General features: G+C 38.3%; 21 protein-coding genes and 5 tRNA genes. 20 read left to right on the plus strand and 6 right to left on the minus strand.

Annotated elements, in window-relative coordinates; translation table 11 throughout:
* The first annotated feature begins 17 nt into the window (after positions 1-17).
* The gene (locus QSJ81_RS15755; RefSeq protein WP_285718316.1) at positions 18-3,104 is read left to right on the plus strand and encodes an efflux RND transporter permease subunit; all 3,087 of its coding nucleotides are present in this window, start codon (positions 18-20) and stop codon (positions 3,102-3,104) included.
* Between the two features lie 53 nt (positions 3,105-3,157).
* On the opposite strand, the gene QSJ81_RS15760 is transcribed toward QSJ81_RS15755, so the two are convergent.
* On the minus strand, positions 3,158-4,831 hold the full coding sequence (locus tag QSJ81_RS15760; RefSeq protein ID WP_285718317.1) for an MDR family MFS transporter: 1,674 nt from the start codon (positions 4,829-4,831) through the stop codon (positions 3,158-3,160).
* 162 nt (positions 4,832-4,993) lie between these two features.
* Positions 4,994-5,884: a LysR family transcriptional regulator gene (locus QSJ81_RS15765; RefSeq protein WP_285718318.1), complete on the minus strand. Its 891-nt coding sequence runs from the start codon at positions 5,882-5,884 to the stop codon at positions 4,994-4,996.
* A 131-nt stretch (positions 5,885-6,015) separates the two neighbouring features.
* On the opposite strand from QSJ81_RS15765, the gene QSJ81_RS15770 reads away from it, so the two are divergent.
* Complete coding sequence (locus QSJ81_RS15770) at positions 6,016-6,702, plus strand: hypothetical protein (RefSeq protein ID WP_285718319.1); 687 nt, start codon at positions 6,016-6,018, stop codon at positions 6,700-6,702.
* A gap of 59 nt (positions 6,703-6,761) precedes the next feature.
* On the opposite strand, the gene QSJ81_RS15775 is transcribed toward QSJ81_RS15770, so the two are convergent.
* From QSJ81_RS15775 to QSJ81_RS15785, 3 genes are read right to left on the minus strand one after another with little or no spacing between them, the layout of a single operon-like run.
* Positions 6,762-7,559, minus strand: coding sequence for an ABC transporter ATP-binding protein (locus QSJ81_RS15775; protein ID WP_285718320.1), 798 nt, complete (start codon positions 7,557-7,559; stop codon positions 6,762-6,764).
* 16 nt (positions 7,560-7,575) lie between these two features.
* Positions 7,576-8,349 (minus strand): ABC transporter permease, encoded by a 774-nt coding sequence (locus QSJ81_RS15780; RefSeq protein WP_285718321.1) that lies wholly within the window; start codon positions 8,347-8,349, stop codon positions 7,576-7,578.
* A gap of 27 nt (positions 8,350-8,376) precedes the next feature.
* Positions 8,377-9,453: an ABC transporter substrate-binding protein gene (locus tag QSJ81_RS15785; RefSeq protein WP_285718322.1), complete on the minus strand. Its 1,077-nt coding sequence runs from the start codon at positions 9,451-9,453 to the stop codon at positions 8,377-8,379.
* Positions 9,454-9,589: 136 nt separating this feature from the next.
* On the opposite strand from QSJ81_RS15785, the gene QSJ81_RS15790 reads away from it, so the two are divergent.
* From QSJ81_RS15790 to QSJ81_RS15850, 13 genes are all read left to right on the plus strand, one after another.
* A complete protein-coding gene (locus tag QSJ81_RS15790) occupies positions 9,590-10,252 on the plus strand; it encodes a hypothetical protein (protein WP_285718323.1) in 663 nt (220 codons plus the stop codon).
* Between the two features lie 60 nt (positions 10,253-10,312).
* Entirely contained in the window at positions 10,313-10,675 is a 363-nt protein-coding gene (locus tag QSJ81_RS15795; RefSeq protein WP_285718324.1) for a response regulator, read from the plus strand.
* 163 nt (positions 10,676-10,838) lie between these two features.
* Positions 10,839-10,914 (plus strand) — tRNA-Asp (locus QSJ81_RS15800).
* A 12-nt stretch (positions 10,915-10,926) separates the two neighbouring features.
* Positions 10,927-11,002: transfer RNA gene (locus tag QSJ81_RS15805), tRNA-Phe, on the plus strand.
* 3 nt (positions 11,003-11,005) lie between these two features.
* Positions 11,006-11,080 (plus strand) — tRNA-Gly (locus tag QSJ81_RS15810).
* Positions 11,081-11,086: 6 nt separating this feature from the next.
* Positions 11,087-11,160 (plus strand) — tRNA-Cys (locus QSJ81_RS15815).
* Positions 11,161-11,204: 44 nt separating this feature from the next.
* Positions 11,205-11,293 (plus strand) — tRNA-Leu (locus QSJ81_RS15820).
* A gap of 232 nt (positions 11,294-11,525) precedes the next feature.
* The gene (locus tag QSJ81_RS15825; RefSeq protein WP_285718325.1) at positions 11,526-13,007 is read left to right on the plus strand and encodes an L-fucose/L-arabinose isomerase family protein; all 1,482 of its coding nucleotides are present in this window, start codon (positions 11,526-11,528) and stop codon (positions 13,005-13,007) included.
* A gap of 158 nt (positions 13,008-13,165) precedes the next feature.
* Complete coding sequence (locus QSJ81_RS15830) at positions 13,166-14,464, plus strand: hemolysin family protein (protein ID WP_285718326.1); 1,299 nt, start codon at positions 13,166-13,168, stop codon at positions 14,462-14,464.
* A 344-nt stretch (positions 14,465-14,808) separates the two neighbouring features.
* Positions 14,809-15,450, plus strand: coding sequence for an ABC transporter permease (locus QSJ81_RS15835; protein WP_285718327.1), 642 nt, complete (start codon positions 14,809-14,811; stop codon positions 15,448-15,450).
* A 12-nt stretch (positions 15,451-15,462) separates the two neighbouring features.
* On the plus strand, positions 15,463-16,356 hold the full coding sequence (locus QSJ81_RS15840) for a glycine betaine ABC transporter substrate-binding protein (protein WP_285718328.1): 894 nt from the start codon (positions 15,463-15,465) through the stop codon (positions 16,354-16,356).
* A 4-nt stretch (positions 16,357-16,360) separates the two neighbouring features.
* Positions 16,361-17,314 carry an ABC transporter ATP-binding protein gene (locus QSJ81_RS15845; protein WP_285718329.1) on the plus strand — a complete coding sequence of 318 codons (954 nt, stop codon included), beginning with the start codon at positions 16,361-16,363 and terminating at the stop codon, positions 17,312-17,314.
* Positions 17,315-17,353: 39 nt separating this feature from the next.
* Positions 17,354-17,788 carry a PaaI family thioesterase gene (locus QSJ81_RS15850; protein ID WP_285718330.1) on the plus strand — a complete coding sequence of 145 codons (435 nt, stop codon included), beginning with the start codon at positions 17,354-17,356 and terminating at the stop codon, positions 17,786-17,788.
* A 122-nt stretch (positions 17,789-17,910) separates the two neighbouring features.
* On the opposite strand, the gene QSJ81_RS15855 is transcribed toward QSJ81_RS15850, so the two are convergent.
* Complete coding sequence (locus tag QSJ81_RS15855) at positions 17,911-18,129, minus strand: hypothetical protein (protein ID WP_285718562.1); 219 nt, start codon at positions 18,127-18,129, stop codon at positions 17,911-17,913.
* On the opposite strand from QSJ81_RS15855, the gene QSJ81_RS15860 reads away from it, so the two are divergent.
* From QSJ81_RS15860 to kamB, 5 genes are all read left to right on the plus strand, one after another.
* Positions 18,034-18,294, plus strand: coding sequence for a metal-dependent hydrolase (locus QSJ81_RS15860; RefSeq protein WP_285718555.1), 261 nt, complete (start codon positions 18,034-18,036; stop codon positions 18,292-18,294). The two genes, QSJ81_RS15855 and QSJ81_RS15860, sit on opposite strands and share 96 nt — an antisense overlap.
* Before the next feature lie 405 nt (positions 18,295-18,699).
* Positions 18,700-21,624: an insulinase family protein gene (locus QSJ81_RS15865; protein WP_285718331.1), complete on the plus strand. Its 2,925-nt coding sequence runs from the start codon at positions 18,700-18,702 to the stop codon at positions 21,622-21,624.
* Between the two features lie 304 nt (positions 21,625-21,928).
* Positions 21,929-23,275: a DNA recombination protein RmuC gene (locus tag QSJ81_RS15870; RefSeq protein ID WP_285718332.1), complete on the plus strand. Its 1,347-nt coding sequence runs from the start codon at positions 21,929-21,931 to the stop codon at positions 23,273-23,275.
* A 366-nt stretch (positions 23,276-23,641) separates the two neighbouring features.
* Positions 23,642-24,682, plus strand: a complete 1,041-nt coding sequence (gene kdd, locus QSJ81_RS15875) for an L-erythro-3,5-diaminohexanoate dehydrogenase (protein ID WP_285718333.1) — start codon at positions 23,642-23,644, stop codon at positions 24,680-24,682.
* Positions 24,652-25,704, plus strand: coding sequence for a lysine 5,6-aminomutase reactivase subunit KamB (gene kamB, locus QSJ81_RS15880; RefSeq protein WP_285718334.1), 1,053 nt, complete (start codon positions 24,652-24,654; stop codon positions 25,702-25,704). The genes kdd and kamB overlap by 31 nt, the downstream gene beginning before the upstream one ends.
* The last annotated feature ends 24 nt before the right edge of the window (positions 25,705-25,728 follow it).

Consider the following 25,728-nt stretch of genomic DNA (forward strand, 5'->3'; position numbering starts at 1 on the left):
AATAGGGGAAATAGACTATGAATATTACTGAAATTAGTATTAAACGTCCAGTATTTGCAACCGTCGTGATTTTTGCATTGGTAGTGCTAGGTTTATTTAGTTATGTATCTTTGAGTGTGGATCAGTATCCTAGCGTTGAAATGCCAGTTGTTGCTGTTACCGTTCTATATCCTGGTGCAGCACCTGAACAAGTAGAAACGAAGGTAACGCAAAAGATAGAAGAAGCGGTTAGTGTAGTGGCTGGTGTTGACCATGTAACATCAACTGTAAGTGAAGGTTCATCCATCACTGTTATTCAGTTTACAATGGAAACCAATGCGGATGCGGCAGCGCAGAATGTCCGGGATAAATTAGGTGTCGTTCAAGCGACTTTACCTCAAGATGCAAAGGCGCCAATTGTTTCACGATTTGACCCGACAGATACACCAATTATGTCTATTGCCTTAATGGGAGATCTTAGCCAAAGAGAGTTGACAGTGCTTGCAGATGATCTTTTAACTAAGCGTCTAAAAGCAGTAAATGGTGTAGCATCTGTTACTGTTCAAGGGGGGCTGGATCGTGAAATTCAAATCCGCTTGGATGGTAGCCAAATGGCTGCCTACGGCTTTACTGTACCCGAAGTCTTAAACAGCTTACGAAATGAGAATGTTGATTCTCCGGGAGGTAAGGTGACAAACGGGCAGCGAGAAACGGATTTACGTGCAGTAGGTAATATTACCTCCACGAATCAGTTTCTAAGTATTCCGATTGGTCAGCGCGACGGTGTGCAATTTTTTGTGAAAAATATTGCGACAATTAAGGATACAACCCAAGAGGTTAGTACAATCACCAAAGTCGATGATAAGCCTGCTCTTGGGTTAGATATTATGAAACAATCTGGCAGTAATACAATCCAGGTTGTAGATAATGTAAAAAAACAGTTAGAAAGTATTAAAAAAGAGTTGCCACCGGGCGTTACGTTAGTCGTTGTTCGTGATAATTCGAAGACAATTAGTGAGTCAGTGGATGACGTTCAATTTAACCTTGTTCTGGGTGGGTTCTTGGCTGTTGCTATCGTATTTCTGTTTCTGGGGAACTGGCGTAGCACGATTATAAGTGCTATTGCGATTCCTGTCTCAGTAATTACATCCTTCCTTGTAATGAAATTGCTCAATTTCACACTGAATACTATGTCCCTCTTGGCGTTGTCCCTTGCAGTTGGTCTGCTGATTGATGATGCGATCGTAGTAATTGAAAATATAGTACGTCATCTGGAAATGGGCAAAGATAAGTTTACTGCCGCTATGGATGGTACATCTGAAATAGGTCTTGCCGTTATGGCAACTACTTTTACCTTGGTAGCTGTTTTTTTACCAGTAGGTATGATGAGTGGTATTGTTGGCCAATTTTTTAAACAATTCGGTATTACGGTGGCGGCCAGTGTGCTGGTTTCCTTATTTGTCGCTTTCACCTTAACTCCCATGTTATCAGCTAAATACCTTGCTCATTCTGAGATTAAAGGTGATAGTCGATTAGGAAAAGCTTGGCTTGTATGGAACCGCAAATTTGACGAGGTAACTGCAAAATATGGTAATTTCTTAGGTAAGGCATTAAAACAAAGGAAAAAGGTAATTAGTGTTGCAGTAGCCTTGTTCTTTGGCAGTTTATGTCTCCTGCCGTTTCTCGGTTCTACCTTTGTGCCTGATGCGGATAATTCGGAAATTAATGTAACCGCTACAGTTGATCCAGGTATGAGCGTGCAAGCGGTAAGTGATATGTCTGACAACATGGTACAAATCATTCGGGCTATTCCTGAAGTCAAGATGACCTATAGTGTTGTAAACCCTAGCAACATTAGTATACTGACTCAGTTAGTACCGAAAAATCAGCGCGCCATAAGTGATAACAAAATTATTGAAGATTTGAGACAGAAACTCAATACGATTCCTGGTGCGAATATAAGTGTTTCGAAGAAATCTGGATTGTCAGGCGGTAAGCCTGTATCCATTGTTATTCAAGGACAGAAATTGGAGACGTTATCTACTATCTCTGATCAGGTGCAACAAATTGTGGCAAGTGTGCCGGGAGCTGTAGAGGTTACCTCTAGTTATGAAGCTGGGAATCCTGATGCGCAAATTGTGGTAAATCGTGATCGAGCAGCTGATATCGGCATTTCAGCTGCAAGTATAGCAGATACTTTGCAGACAATGTTTAACGGAAAAGTAGTAACCGAGTACAAGGAGGGGGACGATGCTTATGATGTAAGAGTCATCTTAGATCCAGAAGCACGTCGTAGCTTAACTGATGTAGATAATGTTTATCTAGCCAGCTCTGCGCGAAAACCAAACGGGCAAGCAGTAATGGTTTCTCTCTCGCAAGTAACGGATACTGTTTATGCAACAAGTGCAGCACAAATAAAACGTTACGATAACCAGCAACAGATTACCATTTCAGCCAATTTAAATGGTATCACTCTTGGCGAATTTAACAAAGAATTTAATAAAAAAATTACTGAAGTCAAGATGCCAGAAGGATATAAAATTGTAACAACAGGTCAAACTCAGTCGATGAATGATGCTTTTAAAGGCATGGTAATGGCTCTAGCGATGGCCGTATTATTTATCTTCTTTGTTTTGGCTGCTCAGTTCGAAAGCTATATTGATCCATTTGCGATTATGCTGGCCTTACCTTTGGCGATTATTGGTGCGATTATTGGCCTCTTGCTAATGGGTAGTGCCCTTAGTATCATGTCGTTAATTGGTATCATAATGCTAATGGGGCTTGTAACCAAGAATGCTATCCTGCTCATTGACTTTGCTAAACAAAGGCGTGCTGCCGGTGTAGAACGTAATCAAGCTTTAGTAGAAGCGGCAGTACAACGGATGCGTCCAATTATCATGACGACGGCAGCTATGATTGTAGGTATGATTCCACTGGCACTAGGTATTGGACCAGGTGCGGAATCACGGGCGCCTATGGCTCATGCCATTATTGGTGGTCTAATCACTTCGACCATCCTAACATTGATCGTTGTACCAGTTGTGTATAGTTTATTTGATGATCTTCAAAGTAAGAAATTCAGTTTTAAATCATTATTTCACAAAAAAAATAAAAGTGTCTTATAATAAATAAAAAGTACCCCGTCGATACGAATCGTATTGGCGGGGTACTTTAAAATTCATTTTTGAGACTTTTTTTCATTTCCTATTAAATCGGGTACCAATTCGGCTGATATTTCTACTTCTGGAGTAATTCCTTCAGTGAATAAAGTAACTCCGGCTTCTTCAATAAGAGTTCTATCGCTTTTTTTTCCAAGTCTGGCATCTCCCATTAGCAAGCTAATAACAATACCAATAACCGATATAAACATGGCAACCCAAAAGACTATATGAAGGGAATCGGCTAGCGCTGTTTTAAGTGGTGGAAGCAAAATTCCCAGCAGGTTAGGTGGAATCATAGCAACAGTATCTGGACTTAATAGTACATTAAATAAACTCAAAGGCTCAGTATGAGCCTTTTCAAACATCGGTGTGAGTGGTCCTAATAGTACAGAACCATTTTGTAAGCTTGGGAAAAATTCTTTTTCCATGATATTTTTTGAGTAGCCATTAAAGATGGAACCTAATATAGTCATGCCAAGAGTACCGCCAATGCTACGGAAGAATTGAGTAGCAGAAGTTGCCACTCCACGTTGCTCAGCTCCAAAGGCACTTTGTACAGCAATTGTAACTATAGGCATAATAGTACCCATTCCAACACCAAGAATCACTATATAATAAATCGCTGTTCGTTGTGTAGTGAATACGTTCATTGTACTCAAGAGATAAAATCCTAACGCCATTAGTGCCATCCCAAGTATGTAGAAAGACCGGAAACTTACTTTAGTTGCGAAACGTCCGGCTACTATGCTGGTTAGCATTAAAGAGATCATCATGGGTAACATGGTATTCCCAGAACCTGTGGCACTTATCCCAAGGACTCCCTGAAGAAAAAGAGGTAAAAACATTAAAGAACCAAACATTCCTAGTCCCATGAGGAAACCGACTATATTAGTAATTGCAAAAATCCTATTTTTAAACAAATCCAAACTTAATACAGGATCGGTAGCTCTTTTCTCCAAAGCAACAAACAACAACCAAGATAGTAATGAAAGTCCTACTAACCCTAGGATTTGCCATGATAGCCATGGATACTGTGTGCCTCCGAGATTTAACCCTAAAAGTAGGCTGACAGTGCCTATAATTAAAGTAATGATTCCTGCATAATCAATGGCGACTTTGTCTGTTAGGCGTTTTTCTCCACGTAAACCAAGATAGATTGTAATTGTTGCAAGAATTCCTATCGGTAAGTTAATATAGAATACCCATTTCCAAGAAGAGTAATCTACGATCCATCCTCCTATCGTTGGCCCAACTACAGATGACAATCCAAATAAAGCACCCATAAGGCCTTGCCATTTACCACGTTCTTCAGGAGGGAAGATATCACCGACAATCGTCATTGCGAGTGGCATCATGATACCTCCGCCGATTCCCTGAAGTGCTCGGAATAAAATTAGCTGCAGCATTGTTGAACTAGTACCACATAGGGCAGATCCGATCATAAACAGCAGTAAACCTGTTACATAAATAATTCGACGGCCATATATATCTGCAAGTTTACCTGCGATAGGGACAATTGTTGTCGAGGTAAGCATATATGCTGTTGTTACCCAGGTCATTATGCTGAGTCCACCAAGCTCACCGATAATCCTTGGCATAGCTGTTCCGACTACAGTTTGATCCAGTGAAGAAAAAAATAAGGCTAGAAATAATCCTACTAACAGCGTTCTACGTGGAGACCCATTTCTCATATTGCTCTCCCTTCACCAAGAATAAAGTTTATTTTTAAGATTGCCCTATTCGAAGAAAAAAATGCGACATTTAAGCAATACTATAGATAAGCTTCTAAAAATGATTAATGGAGATAGATGTATATGGGAAAGTTATCTTGGAAGAAACGAAAGATAACTTAGCTACCTATTTTTAAAAGTTGTAAGAGTTATATCAATAAAAGCTCGTAGGGCGGGAGAAATCCATTTATCTTTATGATAGATTAGTTGAGTTTGAATATTAAACGGTGTACCGGCCCAAGGCAATTCTATTAATTGTTGGGATATGATTTCTTGCTTAACCGCCACTTGCGGTAAAAAACCGATTCCCCAGCCGTCACTAACAAATTTCTTGATTACTTCATTGCCACTGAATGTCAATATAGATGCTGGTTTTGCACCAGCTTGTGCGAGAATACTTTCAAAGATTCGACGATAGCTACATCCCAAGTCAGTCAAGACAAGTGCTTGACCATTTATATCCTGCGGTAGAACCTGAGTTTTTTTAGCTAAGGGATGGTTTGGTGCTGCGATAACTGCCATAGGTTCTTCGAAAAGTATGTGAGTAACAAGATCTGCTTCGTTAAATGGTACATCTAGGAATAAGACGATATCAATCGTGTTTTTTCTCAGATGAGTTCGATATTCGCTACAGGCATCAAAGCGAATATCGATTTCTACGTTGGGATAACGGGCACGAAAGGTCTTGAAAACTTCAGGTAAACGATGTGTGCATAGAGATTCTGCTGTACAAATGGTAAGAGATCCTTTGGGAATGAGGGAACTAGAAATTAAATCTTTAGCTTCATCTGATAGTTTAAGAATTTGCTCAGCATAGGCATAGAGATGTTCACCGTCTTTGGTTAATTTGATTTGTTTACCCAAGCGTTCAAAGAACATTGTGCAAAACTCTTCTTCCAATGCTTGAATTTGATTGGTAATGGTAGACTGGGCGTAACCTAATTCATTGGCGGCTTTGGTGAAACTCAACATTTTGACTACTGTAACAAAAGTTTTTAGTTGGCGAAATTCCATTTTATAACCACCCATCAGTTTTTATGAAGAACTACATCGATACTATCAATTTTACCTATTAATAACTCTATGATAGTATAATTTGTAAAAACGGTCTAGCAGAAAGCAGAAAATTGATGGGGGTTTGGAAAATGAAAAACATCAGTGCTGACGAAATAAAGTACCGGGTAAAAGAGCTGGGGGCAGATTTATGTGGGATAGCTTCCGTAGAGCGCTTTGCAGATGCACCTTCCGGGTTTCATCCGACGGATATTCTTAAAGAGTGCAAAAGTGTAATCGTAATCGCTGCGCGCATTCCTGTAAATGCTTTTATTTCTTCCTCACAAGCCATATATACCTTTACCCATTCTAGATTATTTGACAAGATAAATTCTATTACATTTGCTATCGCAATAGAATTAGAAAAATGGGGAAGCTGTGCCGTCCCAGTGCCAGCATCGGAGCCGTATGAGTATTGGGATGATAGTAGGCGACATGGGCAAGGTATTCTATCGTTAAAACATGCAGCCGTACGCGCTGGATTAGGGCAAATGGGGAAAAACACCCTTCTGGTTAACGATCAGTTTGGGAATATGCTTTTGTTAGGTGCGGTTCTACTCACTGAAGAAATTGAACCCGACTTGTTAGCAACATATCAGGCTTGTATACCCGGTTGTCGGATTTGCTTAGACGCTTGTTCCGTTAGTGCCTTGGATGGTAACACGATTGAACAGCGCAAATGCCGCAGCATTTGTGGAAAAACGACTGAGGGTGGAGGCTTTGTATATAATTGCAATTTATGTCGGAAGCTTTGTCCTCATCACCAAGGAATAAGATAACAAAGCTAGAGGAGGACTAATAAAAATAAGTAACCTACAAATTTGCAGGTTACTTATTTTTATTTCACAGAAAGCCCATTTTTGCTATTAATAACTTCATCGCGAAGAATGAGCCAAATGGACTGAAATAATTGATTATATTGAAGGGAGGTACGGATATCTGATATATTTCGTGGGCGGGGGAGGTCAATATTTATTATAGTTTTGACCTTGCCTGGGTTGGCGGTCATGACCATAACTCTATCACCTAGGCACAAGGCTTCATCTATACTATGTGTGATAAATACAGTCGTTTTTCGGCTTTCTTCCCAAATTCGTAATAACTCTTGCTGTAAAAGGATTCGATTTTGTTCGTCTAGGGCTCCGAAGGGTTCATCCATCAATAAAATTTCGGGATCATTGGCAAAGGCGCGAGCTACGCTAACTCGTTGCTTCATACCGCCTGACAATTGAGAAGGATAGGCGTGAATAAACTTACTAAGGCCAATCATTTCAATATAGTGCTGCGCTATTTCATATCGGTCTTTTTTGGGTATGTTCCGCATGCGCAGTCCATAAGACACATTGTCAATCACTGTCATCCAGGGAAAAATAGATTGTTCTTGAAATACCATAGAATTAATTGGTCGGTGTTCGTGGTTTTTTTTAATGAAAATATTGCCGCTTGAGTGATCATCGAGGCCGGCTAAGATTCGGAGTAATGTTGTTTTTCCACATCCGCTAGGCCCAACAATACAGAAGAATTCTCCGTTGCCAATAGAGAGGGAAATATCATCTAAGGCGGTCACCAAACCAGAATTAGTGTGAAAAAATTTTTTTAGATTTCGAACTGAGATGCTTTCTTCTTCATAAACCATGCTCTGCATCTCCTTTTTATATTTGCTTTTTCCAGGGCAGGAACCAAATTTCTATCTTATCCAGAAGTAAAGAAAAAATATAGCCTAAAATCGATAGGGTAATAAGTGCTACAAACATTTGTTCAATGTCAAACATATCATAGGCTCGCCATATCATCCAGCCCACCCCGGCTTTTGCTGCGGAAAGTTCTGCTGCGACAATGAGAATTAGGGCCATACCCATACCTAGCTTTAATCCCGCAAAAATCATTGGCAAGGCACCGGGCAAGGCGACAGTCAGATAAAAATTTTTTCGATTAGCTCCAAAATTCTGGGCAACGTCTAAATAAATTTTATCAATACTGAGTACACCAGCCATGGTGTTGATAACAACCAAGTAGAAAACGCCAATGGCAATTGTAAAAATCTTGGACGTTTCTCCTAAGCCAAATATAAGTAAGATTAAAGGCATCAAAGCGAGTTTGGGAATGGGATAGGTGGCAGCGATCATCGGCTCAAGTGCCGAGCGGATTAGTGGAGATAAGCCCATTCCTATTCCCAGTAATATACCTGGGATGGAACCAGCTAAGAAGCCCCACAATACCCTTTGTACGCTGACTGCCGTATTATACAATAAGTCACCTGAAGACAAGAGGGGAATGAAAGCTTGTAATATTAAACTGGGACTTGATAGCAGGCGAGTATCTATGATGTGAGTACGAGCCATTAGCTCCCACAACAAGAGAAGGGTTATAGGAGATAATACAGAGAGGATTCGAATAAATAAAGTGGAATTATGTTGTTTTATCATGCTCTCATCTCCCAAAGAAATTTTTAGTTATTGGTATTTTCCTAGGGTTTTAACTGCAAAGTCAACATACTGGTTATCTACAGCATCTTCGTATTTAATATCGGATTTCAATAAATTATTTTCTTTGTACCAATCTAGATCCATGACAATGCCTTTTTTACGAACGTAGCCATCTGGATTTAAACCAGTAGGGTACATTTTTTCATATAACGGTGCATCTTTTATAACAGAGTACTTGCAGAGAATGTCTATAATTTCGGCTTTGTTTTTATTTTTGAAAAAGGCGTTATTATAGTCTCGTACAGATTGTATGTAGGCTGTCATAAAACGATTGGCAACGTCTGGATGCTGTGTCAAACTAGTGCCGAAAACTAGCAGCGCAGTCTGGGCATCTGGATCATAGTCCGCTGGGTCTTTCCAGGGGTCAGCTAGATCTTTGCTCATGCTTAGTGTAACAAAAGGTTCGATGACCATAGCAGCATCGATACTCTTGTTTCCAAGGGATACTAACATGTCAGGAAAAGAACGAATAATTTGCACATCAACGTCTTTTGTAGTTAATCCACCTTTTTGTAAAACCCTTGCTAAAGCAATCTCGTCGAGAGAGGCAGTGCCAACAATAGCAATTTTTTTATCGCGAAGGTCTTTGTAATCCTTAATCATATTCACTAAGTCTTTGCGGATGACTAGACGATAATAACCTTGCCCAGCGACATTAATGCCCTTATCCGCAACGATTTTTACTGGTATGTCACGAGACATTGCATTTAATAAGCCAGAGGATGTAACGGTAGCTCCCACGTCGAGTTGCCCGGCTGCTAGTTGATTAATCATTTCCTGCCCGGTGCTGAATTGAACAGGTTCGATCTTGATGCCAACATCTTTATAATAATTTTTTGCCATACCAATTAATATGCCTGCATCAGAGACAACCTGCTTCATGCCAACCTTGACTACCGTTTCCTGAGGTAGTGGGGATAACCCTTGAGCCCATGTAGGTCCAGTGGTAGATGTATTTTTATTAACGGTACCTTGACTGCAAGCGGTGATAAGCAGCGTTAAGAGCAGCAGGGTTATTACTTTTAAATTTATAAAACGTTTCACATACTTCCCCCCCCGAATTAATCATTAATTAATCACATGATATTCATTTTTATTATATTTGGTGATAAAGTAGCAGGTTTTTAGATGGAAATACAGAATACGTAATAGTACTTCAATTAGAAAGGTATCGTTTTGTATGGAAAAAATAATAGAGCAAGTACAAGCATGGAACATGCTTGGTAAACTTCCAAAAGAATTTGTAGGGTTCACTTTAACACTAGAATTAGAGAAGCGGGATACACAATACTGTATATTTACTTACAAAAATGAAGAGAGACATAGGAGTTTCTCAGTATTGTATGATCATGCAACTAAAGAATATTTTGCTCGCACAGTAATTGGCTTGATGGAATATTATGACGTTAATTTTATTGTTGGAGATATTGAGCAGCTGGAAAGCTTATTAGTTGAAAGGTTGAGAGCTGTTTTAACTAGCCTAGCTTCTTTTACTAGAGAAAATTTAGATAGCATTCTTCTTGACAAAAAAGTTATTGAGTGGCCATATAATAAAGAACTGCCACAACAGCTCTTTGGGTTTGAGTTGTTTATAAGGCCGGATGAACCAATAAAAATTATCAATGGTTCTTATATAATCTTAGATTACAGTGATTTTAGAACAGAAAGTAATTTAGCGATTTATTATAATATCTTTAGGGATGAGTTTTTTGGAGAAACACGTATCAGGCGTACTCCGACTATGGCCGCTGTTTTTGATGCCAATAACTTAGATGACTTACAAGAAGCTCTTGCAAGTAACCTTACGAGTGTCTTAGAAAGTTTAAGGGCACAAATAGACTGATTATGTAAAGTATGAAGAATTTAAGTATCAAGATTGTTAATTGTAGGAGGTTCAATTCGAATGGCAAGAATATTAGTCTGTGATGACTCTGCTTTTATGAGGATGATGTTAAAGAGAGTGCTGGTGGATAATGGTCATGAGGTGGTAGGTGAAGCAGGGGACGGAATGGAAGCTGTCCAACTTTATCGGCAACATAAACCGGATTTGATAACGATGGATATTACAATGCCTAAAATGGATGGGATACAAGCAGTAACACATATTCATGAAGAAGATCCTTTGGTCAGAATTATTATGGTTACTGCTCTTGGACAGCGAGCAATTATTACAGATGCTCTTAAGGCGGGTGCGTCAGATTTTATTGTGAAACCTTTTGATAATATACAAGTAATTGAAACTATTAAAAAGGTATTGCAGGAATAGATAAGTTTATTTACGAAAGTACTTGACAATAAAACTCCACATGCTATAATAGTATCTGTGGCCGAGGCTTGTAGCTGGAAAAAAGTACTTCGAAAGAAAATACTAAAAACTAGTTGACAAGTTGAAAGAAAGATTATATAATGGTTTTTGTGACCAATGAAGTGGCCCAGTAGTTTAGCGGTTAGAATGCCGCCCTGTCACGGCGGAGGTCGTCGGTTCAAATCCGATCTGGGTCGCCATTTAATCTTAATGCCTCGATAGCTCAGTCGGTAGAGCAGAGGACTGAAAATCCTCGTGTCGACAGTTCGATTCTGTCTTGAGGCACCATTTGCGGAAATAGCTCAGCGGTAGAGCATCGCCTTGCCAAGGCGAGGGTCGGGAGTTCGAATCTCCTTTTCCGCTCCATTTTAAGGCGGCATAGCCAAGTGGTAAGGCAGAGGTCTGCAAAACCTTTATCCCCAGTTCAAATCTGGGTGCCGCCTCCAAATTAGTTTCATACACTGCCTTTAACAGTTTGGCATAGTAATATGCCGGGGTGGCGGAACTGGCAGACGCAACGGACTTAAAATCCGTCGGAGAGAGATCTCCGTACCGGTTCGATTCCGGTCCTCGGCACCACGAGTATTCAAAGCTTCGCAGCTAATGCGAAGCTTTTTTGTTATGAAAAATTAAGGGTAAGATATTTTTTAAAAAAACAAATAAACAGAAATAACATAATTTTATAAATTTTCACATAAAAATGAAACCCTATTCGGGAGGAAGTAGGCAACTTAATACGAATAGGAAAGTTGTGGGAAAAGTAATGAAGGAAATTTTGGCTGGTGTAATATTAATAGAGGAGGATTCGGAAATGATAAATATTCCAAAAGTTAAACTTGGGATTGTAGCGGTAAGCAGAGATTGTTTTCCCGTTCAACTTAGTGAAGAAAGACGGAATGCAGTTGTGCAGGAATGCAACAATAAAAAGATTGCCATTTTTGAGGTAAAAGCCGCAGTGGAAAATGAAAGAGATGTAGTAGTGGCATTAGAGGAACTTAAAAATGCAGGTGTAAATGCATTGGTAGTATACCTTGGAAATTTTGGTCCTGAAGGACCGGAAACGATTCTGGCCCAAAAATTTGCTGGACCAACCATGTTTGTTGCAGCTGCAGAGGAAACAGAATCCAATCTTATAAACGGTCGTGGCGATGCATATTGCGGCATGCTTAATGCATCTTATAATTTAGCGTTAAGAAAGCTGAGCCCCTATATACCGGAATATCCTGTGGGTACACCGGATGAAATTGCCGGATTTATTTCTGATTTTGAAAATATTGCACGAGTTGTGCTTGGGGTTTCCAACTTGAAAATTTTTAGTTTTGGACCGAGGCCTCATGACTTCCTAGCGTGCAATACACCGATAAAACCTCTATTCGACCTTGGTGTAGAAATCATGGAGAACTCTGAACTTGATTTGTATGCTTCATTTAATGAACATGAAAATGATCCGAGAATTCCGCAAGTTGTAAAGGAAATGGAAGAGGAGTTGGGAGAGGGGAACGGATATCCAGGTATTCTTCCGAAACTTGCCCAATACGAGTTGACGCTACTTGATTGGCTGAAGAGTAATATAGGAATTTCAACATATGGTGTTTTTGCCAATAAATGTTGGCCTGCTTTCCAGACCCAATTTAAGTTTGTACCCTGTTTTGTAAACTCAAGAATGGCTGCAAAAGGTATTCCTGTAGCCTGTGAGACAGATATATACGGTGCGTTGAGTGAATACATCATAACCTGTGCGACGAATTTGCCTGCTACGCTACTTGATATAAACAATTCAGTGCCGAAGGATATGTTTCATAATAATGAGGAAAAATTCGAAGGATATCAGCTTAGTGATTTGTTTATGGGCTTTCACTGTGGTAATACTCCAAAGAGTTGCATGAAAAATGCGGCTATGAAATATCAACTGATTATGAAAAGACTTCTTGAACCTGATAAGGAGCCGGATATATCAAGGGGAACGTTAGAAGGGACGATAAGACCTGGTGATATTACATTCTTTAGAGTTCAGGGTACAGCAGATTGTACCTTGCGAAGTTATGTCGCCGAGGGTGAAATAATTGATGTGGATCCAAATACTTTTGGGGGAACAGGAATTTTTGCAATTAAGGAGATGGCAAGGTTTTATAGGCATGTACTAATTGGAAAGCGATACCCTCATCATGGTGGTGTTGGTTTTATGCATGCAGGCAAAGTATTATATGCTGCGATGAAAATGTTTGGCGTGTCAGATGTAGCATTTAATCAGCCTGCATCTATGCTTTACAAAAACGAAAATCCTTTTAAATGAGGATTTAATCTAATCATAAAGCGGCTCTATTCCTCTTAGGAATAGAGTTTTCTTTTCGGTATTTTTAATAATAGAGGAAGTGTGGTATAATATTACAATATATAAAAATAGAGGAGGTGTCCTATTTTCCCAGAGGATGGGGATAATAGGGACTTTTATTGGACCCTGCGTCGATCTTGTTTAATATTTTTTTAGTTTTATTGTTAGTTATATTGAATGGTTTTTTTGTAGCAGCTGAATTTGCTATGGTTAAGGTTAGGAGTAGTCGAATCGAAACGTTAGTTTCAGAAGGAAATCTGAAAGCGAAATTTGCACAACGGTTAACAAAAAACCTAGACGCGTATTTATCAGCTTGTCAGTTTGGTATCACTCTTGCTTCTCTTGGATTGGGTTGGGTAGGAGAACCAGCAGTAGCTAAGATGCTTACGCCGATTCTCTCCGTATTCGGTTTTTCTGAGCAAACAATTGAGACGATTTCCTTTACCATTGCCTTTTCTGTCATTACTTCCCTTCATATTATATTAGGGGAGCTAGCTCCAAAGTCATTGGCAATTCAAAAAGCAGAGCAAATTACCATGTGGACAGCACCGCCGTTAATTGGTTTTTACAAAATTATGTACCCATTTATTTGGTTTATGAATGGAACGGCAAATAAGTTTCTAAAATCTTTAGGACTTGAACATGCAACGGATAGTGAATCTGCTCATACAGAGCAAGAGATACGCATCCTTATGGAAGAGAGCCATAAACAAGGTTTTATTAATCAAACAGAATTAACATTAATGGACAATATATTTGATTTTGCGGAGAAACATGCCCACGAAATAATGATTCCCCGCACGGATATGATATGCTTAGACATTAAAAAATCGAATGAGGAAAACCTAGAAATTGCATTACGCGAGGAAAAAACGCGTTATCCAGTATGTGATTCCAATAAAGATGATATCATTGGTTTTGTTCATATTAAAGACTTGCTTACGCCCATCGCATTAGGGGAGGCACCTGCATTGCAGGATATTACGAGAGAAATACTGGCCGTACCCGAAAATATGCAAATTAGTGCTGTTTTGAAACTTATGCAAAAGAATAAGTCACAAATCGCGATTGCGGTAGATGAGTATGGTGGCACAGCCGGACTTGTCACAGTAAAAGATATTCTTGAAGAGATCGTTGGTGAAATGCAAGATGAGTTTGATGACGAGCGTCCTTTAATTGAGATGCAAGACTCCAATGCTCATATTGTAGATGGAAAGATATTAATTGAAGAATTTAATGATTTTTTTGATTTAGAACTTCAATCGGATGATGTAGATACTCTTGGCGGTTGGATTTGTGCTAGAACAGAATTGCCATTAGAGGTTAATCGTAAGATTACCTACGAAGGATATGAGTTTATTATTACAGAAGCTGATAATATGCGCGTCAATCGAGTGCTCGTTAGGAAAAAGGAATAGAGAATATTTCACCCCTCGCAGACAGTGCGAGGGGTTTTCCTATAACCACTTAAAATAAAAAAGATTCTAAAAATTCCGTAATATTAGCAAGAGTTTTTACTTTCCGTCAAGCTGTAGCTCCAATGTATGCTAAATTCCCTGAATATAAAGAAATAGTTGCACAGATTCAAGCAGTTAAGAAAAGGAATGGGTAATGAAAAGATCTTACAGATTGTAAGGTCTTTTTTCTATTACTACTTTACATACAAAGGTTTTAAGGGTATTATTTGTCATACTTTCTTTAATATGTAATAAGTTAATGTTATACTTGAAGAGATAAAACTTGATGGAAGTCAGGTGAGAACATGAGTTTGTTTTCTTTATTAAAAGATCGAGCAGACTTCTTCAGCGAGCTAATCGTGCAACATATTATATTATCTATGATCTCCATCGGATTTATCACAATCATCGGGGTTGTGGTCGGAGTTGTGATAACAAGAAACAAACCTGTAGCACGTTTTGTAATAGGAGTTACGAATTTTCTATATACGATACCCTCAATCGCTTTATTTGGATTTCTAGTATCCATTACAGGTATCGGAAATAAAAGTGCAATTATCGCTCTTGTAGTATATGGATTATTGCCAATTATAAGGAATACATATGTAGGGATAAATGAAGTCGATAAAGAGATCGTAGAATCTGCTATTGGCATGGGAAGTACAGATGCTCAACTGTTGTTTCATGTGCAAATCCCTCTCGCATTGCCTGTCATTATGGCAGGATTTAGAACCATGGTTGTAATGACGATTGCTCTTGGTGGAATTGCTTCCTTTATAGGAGCTGGTGGGCTTGGCGTTGCTATCTGGCGAGGCATAACTACTAATAATCCTGAAATGACGATAGCAGGAAGTTTGCTAGTTGCTCTATTGGCTTTACTTTCCGACTTTGTACTGGAGTTAGCAGAAAAAAGATTACATCTTAAAATAGTAGGGCGTCAGAAATAGGAGGGGATTATAGTGAAAAACAGATTGATAGTAATGCTGATTACCGTGATTTTTGTTTTTATCGCTGCGGGTTGTAGTCCGAATTCTAGTCAAAAGTCGGTGGTAGTTGCATCTAAGCCTCATACGGAACAATATGTTTTAGCGGAACTAATTACCCAATTAATTGAAGGAAATTCTGATATTAAGGTTGTGCAAAAACTGGGGATTGGTGGCGGGACAGCTAATATACAGCCTGCAATACTAAAGGGTGAAATTGATATATATCCAGAATATACAGGAACAGGCTGGTTATATGTGTTAAAGGAGAAACCTGAAAGTGATTCAGGTAAGCTATATGAAGAGTTAAAAAGTAAATATATTGAGCAATATAATATGAAATGGCTTGGTTTATATGGTTTTAATGATACCTATGCCTTAGCGGTAAAAAAATCAGTTGCTGATAAGTATAATTTAGTTACTTATTCTGATCTTGCAAAAGTCAGTGAAAATCTAGTCTTTTGTGCAGAAGCTGATTTTTATGAGCGGGAGGATGGGTTTAAGGGGCTTGAAAAAACATACAACTATCATTTTAAGGATAAGAAAGAAATTGATATTGGTCTAAAATATGAGGCAATTGATTCTGGACAAGTTGATGTAATAAATGCCTTCTCCACCGATGGATTGTTAAAGAAATACGATTTAAAAGTCTTAAAGGATGACAAAAACTTTTTTCCTTCTTATTTTGCAGCAACTGTTGTGAGAAATGATACATTGAAGAAGTATCCTGAATTAGAGAAAATATTAGGGAGATTAGATGGGAAAATTAGTGAAGAAGAAATGATAGAAATGAATTATGCTGTGGAAAAGGATAAGAAGGATCCAAAAGAAGTAGCGAAAGCATTCTTAGTTAAAAAGGGATTAAAATAATATTATGATACGATTTGAAAATATAGTGAAATCATATGGTGAAAAAACAGTACTAAAAAATCTTAATATTTCTATAAACAAAGGTGAATTTATTACATTGATTGGGTCATCAGGTTGCGGTAAAACAACGATACTAAAACTAATTAATGGATTGATTAAGCCTGATAGTGGAAAGGTTTGGATTGGTAATCGAGATCTTTCTACGCAAGACTTAATTGAAATGAGAAGAAATATTGGCTATGTAATTCAGAATGTAGGCTTATTTCCTCATTTTACGATTGGCGATAATATTAGCTATGTGTTAAAACTAAAGAAAGTTGATAAAGTAAATGCAAGGCAAAGGGTGGAAGTACTAATTAACCTTGTAGGCCTTGATAAGAGTTATCTACAGAAATATCCATGGCAATTAAGTGGGGGGCAGAAGCAAAGGGTTGGCGTAGCGCGTGCCTTGGCCGCTGATCCAGAAATCATCTTAATGGATGAGCCCTTTGGTGCGGTGGATGAACTTACACGAAGGTCCTTGCAAGATGAGATACAAAATATACATAGGAAACTTGGTAAGACAATCGTGTTTGTAACTCATGATATTGAAGAAGCTATCAAACTCGGCAATCGTATTGTCTTGCTGCATGAGGGGGAGATTGAACAGATTGGTACAAAAAAGGAATTAATTTTCTCCCCGAAAAACGATTTTGTTAGGAATTTCTTTGGTAACCGAAATTTTGTAGCGTATCTTAATACTACTAAGATAAAAGAAGTATTTAATCCTTTATCTAAGGAGGAGGCAAAGGATTATGAAGAAATGCCATATGCTTTTGCCGATGATACCCTTACTGAGGGTATAAAGATTATTTTTAATCAAGGAGTAAACAAAATCGCAGTTCGAGATGAAGATAATAAGGTGATCGGTGAGTTTGGTTTTAATTTTCTAAAGCAATGCAGTAAGAGTAGATGCTGATAAGATGCAATTAAGATAATAATGTTAGGAGTGCTAATTGTGGAAAAAAATATAGAATGGCTGAAAAAGAATTTGGCGACGATTTATGATCAAAACCCATATATTAATTTGTTGGATATTCAGATAAATACATTAAAAGAGGGGCAAGCAGAGCTTAGTATGCCAGTTCTTGCAGGCAAGCATACTAACTTATACAATATTGCCCATGGGGGAGCTCTGGCTTCATTAGCTGATACTGTAATGGGCGTTGCATGCGCTACAACGGGAAAAAAGGTAGTTACCCTGGATCTGAATATGAATTTTATAAAAGGTGCAATACCTCAATCTGAAATTAAGGCTTATGGAAAAGTTGTACATAATGGGAAAAATACAATGGTAGCAGAAGGTGAAATTTTTGATAGCGAAAAGCAACTACTTGTAAAATCGCGAGCTACTTTTTTCGTTACAGGTATGTTTGAAGAAGAAAAAGAATAGAAAAAAAGACGCCTATCTTTGTGATAGGCGTTTATTTGTTAAAATGTCTGAAATTCTCTTTACAAGAACGTTTGTTTGCTTTAGTATAAAAATGCAAACTAATGTTCGTAATGTTTTCGCAACTACGCTAAACGATACTGCATAAGTCGTACTACACAATGAAATAGGTGATTATTTTCAATTGGGCGATACATATTATTATTGGTCTTTTTTTTAGCATGGAATTCGCCAATCAGCCAACGGATATTCTTTTTATCATGATTGGTAGTTTGTTGCCGGATATTGATCACCGCAGGTCGATGGTGGGTAGGTTGAATATCTTTGTGAGTTTTATGAGTCATCGAGGTTTTTGTCACACACTAGTAGGGTGCATTGTACTGTCTCTGCCTTTTTTATTGATTCAGGGCGCGGCGCCTTACGTTTTCTTAGGGGGAGTTTCTCATCTGTTTGGAGATCGGTTGCAATCTGCATATAGTTCAAAAATGTTTAGAATTAAAGGTTGGTAAAATCATAAATTTTTATTGAGGAAATAGGATACTATAAATAAGTATAATTGCAATAGCTAGTCCAGAAATGGAAAATAAAATTGCCTTTTTAGTTTGATGCTGCTGATAGTTATAAAATCCGACCCAAAGCAGGGTGAGAGACAATAATAGTCCACCTAACATGGAAGAGTAATAAATTAATGTTTCCAATATAAACATCCTTTCCGTACTAATATAGGAATTATGTATACGTGCATCTATTATTTTCTCATTTTACACTGTTAGCGTCAATCTTTTAATCAATATTGCATATAGTATTGTCGTGGAGTTTCTATCGATACTTGCTAAAAATATGCATATTGCAGGACGTTTTTCCAGTTATAACGAATATCTATAGAAATGAAATTTTTGAAAAGAGGTAATGGCATGGATTTGATAAAAGGAAATTTGTATAACGGCTTTCGTTTAGAAGAAGAAAAGAAGCTTGATGATATAAATTCGCTAGCCAGGACGTTTTATCACGAAAAAAGTGGCGCGCGGTTATTATACTTGCAAAATGATGATGACAATAAAGTGTTTTCAATTACATTTCGTACCCCGCCAGAGGACAGTACTGGGGTTGCTCATATAATTGAGCATTCTGTACTGTGTGGATCTCGTAAATTTCCCCTGAAAGAACCATTTGTGGAATTAATAAAAGGTTCTTTAAATACGTATCTAAATGCAATGACTTTTCCCGATAAGACTATGTATCCCGTCGCTAGCCGTAACGCCAAAGATTTTCGCAATTTAATGGATGTGTATATGGATGCCGTATTTTATCCAAACATATACAAAACTCCAGAAACTTTAATGCAGGAGGGGTGGCATTACGAACTAGAGGATAAAGATGGCGAAGTAACTTATAAGGGCGTTGTCTATAACGAGATGAAAGGTGTTTTTTCCTCGCCTGATGCCATTTTAGAAAAGAAAAATTTTGAATCCTTGTTTCCTGATACAGCCTATGGAGTGGAATCAGGTGGTGATCCTGAGTTCATTCCTGAACTAACACAAGAGAAATTCATTAATTTTCATAAAAAGTATTATCATCCATCCAATGGCTATATCTTTTTATATGGTGATCTGGACATTCTTGATAATCTTAAATTTATTGATGAAGCCTATTTGCAAAACTTTGAAAAGATCCAAGTCGATTCTGAGATTGCAATGCAGAGTGCTTTTCCTCAAAGGGTGGAAAAAGTTTTTGAGTATTCTATTGCCCCTAGTGAAACTACTGAAGATAAAACATTCATTAGTAGGAACTTTGTCTTAGGGAAAGCAACGAATTCTGAAATAAGCCTAGCTTTTCAAGTATTAGAGTATTTGCTTTTAGAAACTCCAGCAGCTCCCCTGAGAAATGCGTTAATCGAAGCGGGATTAGGGAAAGATGTAGTAGGGAATTTTGTCAAAAGCATTTTGCAGCCTACATTCGGCATTGTTGTCACTGGTACAAATGAGCAGGAAAAAGAGAAATTCATTCAAGTTGTAGATGAAGAATTAAAACGGTTAGTAACTGAGGGAATTGATAAGAAGCTGATTGAGGCATGTATCAATATTTTCGAATTTACCTTACGTGAAGCGAATTATGGTTCTCGTCCAAAAGGACTCGTCTACAATATAAAATGCATGGACAGTTGGTTATACGATGCAAGTCCTTTCCTGCTATTAGGATACAAGCAAGACTTGGAAAAAATAAAATCAGCTTTAAAAACCAATTATTTTGAACAAATGATTGAAAAATATCTACTGAATAATACCCATCAATCTGTGGTGGTTTTAAAGCCAAAACCAGGATTATCAGAGGAAAAAGATGAAGAGGTGCGTAAACAGTTAGCTGCATATAAAGCGTCTTTATCAGCAGAAGAAATAGATAAACTGGTAAAACAAACACTTAGATTAAAAGAACTGCAGCAAACCCCAGATTCGCCAGAAGCGCTAACTACCATCCCATTACTAACACTGCAAGATATCGAAAAAAAGGCAGAAAAATTAATACTAATTGAAAAAGAAGAGTTAGGGGTACCTATTTTACTTCACCCTCTTCAAACGAATGGTATTGCTTACGTGAATATGTACTTTGATACACACCGTGTACCGCAAGAATGTTTGCCGTATGTATATCTTCTAGCAGAAGTGCTGGCAAAAATTTCTACAGAAAAGTATGATTACACAGAGTTGTCAAACGAGATTGATAGTAATACAGGTGGTATCGTTTTTGATGTGGCAGTATATACGGAAGATGCAAATGATTCTAAGTACGTACCTAAATTTTTAGTCAAAGGAAAATCTCTGGTAGAAAAGTTACCTCAACTTGTAAACTTGATTGAACAAATAATTGCCCATAGCCGTTTTGAGAACGATAAACGTATGAAGGAACTGATTCAAGAGATTAAATCAAATTGGGATATGAACTTATTCCGTCGTGGTCAGCAACTTGCCACGAATCGAGTACTTTCCTATTTCTCACCCATTGCAAAATATAATGAAGTGGGAATGTTAGCGTTTTATGAGTTCATGGCTAGTTTAGAAAAAGAATTTACGGATCGATCTGAAGAAATCTATGGAAACCTTATGAAAGTGGCTAACTTGATTTTTAATAAGGAAAGTTTGCTGGTAAGTGTGACAGTAGAGGAAGAAAACTATCCTAAATTCCAAGATGCTTTTAAAAGCTTTTATTCTTGTCTCCCATCGACAACTGAAAAACCTGTCCAATATAGTTTTGAAACTAAGCAGCAAAATGAAGGATTGATGACATCTGGAAAGGTGCAATATGTCGTAAAAGGGGCTAACTTCCGTAAACTAGGGTACTCTTATCATGGAAGCTTAAAAGTACTAGAAACCATTCTGCGTTATGATTATTTATGGACTCGGGTCCGGGTTCAAGGGGGAGCCTATGGTGGCTTTGCGAGATTTGAGCGTAATGGAAATATGGTACTCGGTTCTTATCGAGATCCTAATTTAAAAGAAACTTTGGCGGTCTATGATGAGACAGCAGCATACCTTCAGAGCTTCTCTGCAGATCAACGAGAAATGACCAAATATGTGATTGGTACCATGAGTCAATTGGATACACCTTTGACTTCGTCCCAAAGAGGGGAACGTGCAACGAATCATTATATTCGCAAAATTTCCCAAGACATGATCCAAAAAGAGCGGGATGAAATTTTGTCCACAAAGCAGGAAGATATTTGTAAATTGGCTGCTTTAATGGATGATGCTATGAAAGAGAATCATCTTTGTGTATTAGGAAATGAACAAAAAATAAAAGAGAATAGTAATACTTTTCAGCATATAACCAACATTCTAAAATGACCTAAAGAAGCTACTATTTCCTTAAATGGGGAAAAAATTAAGAGGGTGGTTATAAACCACCCTCTTAATTTTACTTCTTTTCGTTTTTGTTTTTAGGGCAAATTTCTTTAGCAAATTCAGCAGAAGCTTTTTTGGATTTTTCTTTGTTGCCCTGATTTTGACGTTTTTCCATAATATCACCTCCTCGCTACTGTCGGATTAGAATGTACATGTAGAAAACAGGATCTTTCAATATTTTTGCCAAAAATAAAAATTATATGAAATATTATCAAAAAAATAAAATAGCATATTTGGAGGACTAATTTTGTTGGAGAAGATGATTTATATACTGCTTGGGCTCAATGCAATTATGATTTTCCTTATTATTATGATCATGATGCGTAGCGGGAAGAATCAGCAGAAAGACTTTTTAGTGAATTTTGCAGCCATAGAAAAAGCCATCGAAAGAGTAGAACGTACCGTTAATGATGAGATGGCGAAGAATCGTGGCGAGAATGGATTTAGTGCTAGAGCCTTACGAGAAGAAGTAGGCAATACATTAACCAAATTTACTGAGTCTGTTCTAAAAAGAATGAATGAAAATACAGCAGCGCAGCTTGCTCAATTAGAAACTTTCGCGCAACAATTGCAGGGGCTAACCCAAATGAATGAACAAAAACTAGAACGGATGCGTGAAACAGTAGAAAAACAATTACATATGCTTCGTGAGGATAATGGAAATAAACTTGAAGAAATGAGAAAAACGGTAGACGAAAAGTTGAATCAAACGTTAGAAAAAAGGCTAGGAGAAAGCTTTAAACTCGTTAGTGAAAGACTGGAATTGGTGCATAGGGGCCTAGGGGAAATGCAGACACTTGCTTCTGGTGTAGGAGATTTAAAACGAGTATTATCAAATGTAAAAACCAGGGGTATATGGGGTGAGATTCAACTTGAGAATCTACTAGAACAAATACTAACGATAGAGCAATATGCAAAAAATGTTGCTACGAAACCTGGGAGTAATGATCGAGTAGAGTTTGCCATAAAACTGCCTGGTCGGGATACAGAAGAGAGTATCGTATGGTTACCGATTGATGCAAAATTCCCACAAGAGGATTACCAACGTTTGTTAGAAGCCCAAGACCAAGCCGATGCCCCTTTAGCAGAAGAGGCGGCAAAGGCGTTAGAAACAAGAATTAAGGGAGAAGCAAAAGATATCTCTACTAAGTACATCAGTGTACCTCATACCACGGAATTCGCTATTTTATTTTTGCCAATTGAAGGACTGTATGCAGAAGTGTTACGCCGTCCAGGATTGTGTGATAACATAATGAGAAATTACAAAATCCTTATTGCTGGTCCTACTACACTTTCAGCACTATTGAATAGCTTGCAGATGGGTTTTAGAACCTTAGCTGTTGAAAAACGTAGTTCTGAGGTATGGTCGTTACTCGGAGTAGTGAAGACAGAGTTTGGTAAATTCGGTGACTTGTTGGATAAGACGCATAAGAAGCTGCAAGAAGCTAGTAACTCTATTGATATAGCTGCTCGGAAGTCTCGTAATATTGAGAGAAAGCTTAAGAATGTACAAGAGTTACCGCAAGAAGAAACCTTTAATTTATTAGATGTAGCAAGTAGTGCAGAAATAGCAGCAACAGTAGAAGAGGAATAAAAATTTGCAACCTGTATGTAAGCGCCCAAAATTCAGCAGTAGAATGCTGGCTTTTGGGCACTTACATACAGGTTTTTGTTTCTAAAATAAAATAGCCCGCCCAAAAATGGGCAAGTTGGTGAATGACTTTAAAAATATAATGGTAAAAGTGCTGATTTAATAGATATATTGTGAGATGGAACGGAATTTGCATAATAATCCTATTGTTAGAGAAGCGAAGTCTCTTAGCATGAGAAAGTCTTTTATTTGGATATTGGGGGTGAGGTATTGTGGGGTGAACACAGTCGGATTAGTTTAGTGATGGGAAGATGTAAAAATCAAAAGGATTATATTTGAAATTATAGAATATATTGGGGGTAGATTGTTATGACAAAAGTTGGTTGCGAGTATGGAACGCATCGCGTATTAGAACCTCAAGGAGTTTTACCTCAGCCAGCATGGAGAATTGATAATATGATGGAAATCTACGATAATGAGCTGTTGATTGAAGTAGATACGTTGAATATTGATGCAGCTAGTTTTACGCAAATCAAGAAAGAAGCCAATAAAGATCTGGAAGTAATGGAAAGAATTATGCTTGAAATGGTGGAAAAACGGGGCAAACATCATAATCCGGTTACTGGCTCCGGAGGAATGCTGATGGGTACTGTTACTAAAATTGGCCCTGCTTGGGCTGGTAAAACTCCGGTAAAAGTAGGTGACAGGATTGTTACCTTAGTGTCTTTATCATTGACTCCTTTAAAAATTCATAAAATTAAAAAAATTCACTTAGAAAAAGAGCAAGTAGAAGTAGAGGCTCAGGCAATTTTGTTTAGCAGCGGCATTTATGCCGTACTGCCTTCAGATATGTCACCATCTTTGGCGTTAGCTGTATTGGATGTAGCGGGGGCACCAGCGCAAACTGCCCACCTTGTGCGTCCAGGACAAAGCGTACTCATTATTGGTGGAGGTGGTAAATCGGGAATGCTATGTCTCTATGAGGCTAAGAAGAGAGCCGGCGTAACAGGTAAAGTCATTGGTCTAGGTTCAAGCAAAGGTAGTTGTGACAGAATGCAGCAATTAGGGTATGCAGATGAAGTTCTTCAAGTGGATGCGACTGATCCTATTAAAATTATGAAAGCTGTATCGGAGGCTACAAATGGCCAGATGGTGGATGTCACCATAAATTGTGTTAATATACCCGGTACAGAAATGGGCTCGATTATGGCGACAAAAGATGGGGGTACGGTATATTTCTTTAGTATGGCTACCAGCTTTACAGGCGCGGCTCTTGGGGCTGAGGGAATAGGCAAGGATGTGACCATGTTGATTGGCAATGGGTATTGTCGGAATCACGCGGTGGTTGCATTAGAAACAGTCAGAGAAAGTCCGATTCTTTGGAAAATATTCCAAGAACTTTACGCATAAAAGAAATGTTAACTTGGAGTGATTTTTGTGGAGTACCTCCCTCAGTTGTAACAATTGTCGGCATGGCCAAAAATGTAGGGAAGACTGTAACTTTAAATTATATACAAAGGGTTTTATATCATCAGGGGTTGATCTTAGGCTTGACTTCAATCGGACGGGATGGAGAAAGCTTTGATGCTTTGACAAACATATCTAAACCCTCAATTGTTGTGCAGCCTCAAGCAATTGTGGCTACTGCTGAGAAAGTAGTTGCCAATCCGAATCTATGGGATTATCTGCAAAAAACAGATATAGTGACCCCACTTGGCAATGTAGTCATTCTTAGGGCAAAAGCTGTAAGTAAGGTTGTTTTAGCTGGGCCAAGTAAAAATCAAGAAGTAAAAAGGCTACTACAGTATTTATCTGGTTTTGGAACGAATTGCATACTAATTGATGGTGCTTTTGATCGGCAGAGTTCAGCTGATCCCTTGGTTAGCAATCAAGTAGTGTTGGCTAGTGGGGCAACTTTGAGTCGTGATTTGGAGCAATTAATATATATAACTAAGAGTCGAGTGGAACAATTGATGTTACCTAAGTGTGATGATTTTTACCTTACGTTATGTAAGCAATCTAAGTCTAAAGTGGTGTTGGTTGGTAATAGTGGGTTGCGTGAAATAGTTGCAGATACTTCTCTTTTAAGCACGACAGAGTGGGCAAAATTGCTTTGTGACGATTGCTCTGTCGTGCTTATCAAAGGGGCAGTAGGGGATGGTTTAGCGCATGCTTTACTAGAAAAACGGCATACTCCAGCTGTAATTGTTCAAGACGGCAGTAAAATTTTTATCACGCCATTTCTGTGGAGGCAGCTTAAAGTCCGAAATGTAAAGTTTCAGGTTGTGCAGCCTATTTCTTTGCTGGGAGTAACCATCAATCCATCCTATCCAGGAGGAAATGGCTTTGACCCAGATGTTTTGCTTCAAGGGATGGGCAAGGCATTAGCACCTTTGCCGATAATTGATGTGGTGCGTGAGGTGAAATTTTAGTGGAGTGTTTTGAAAGAGGCTTTT

The sequence above is a fragment of the Pelosinus sp. IPA-1 genome (assembly GCF_030269905.1).
In the GTDB taxonomy this organism is placed as follows: Bacteria; Bacillota; Negativicutes; order DSM-13327; family DSM-13327; genus Pelosinus.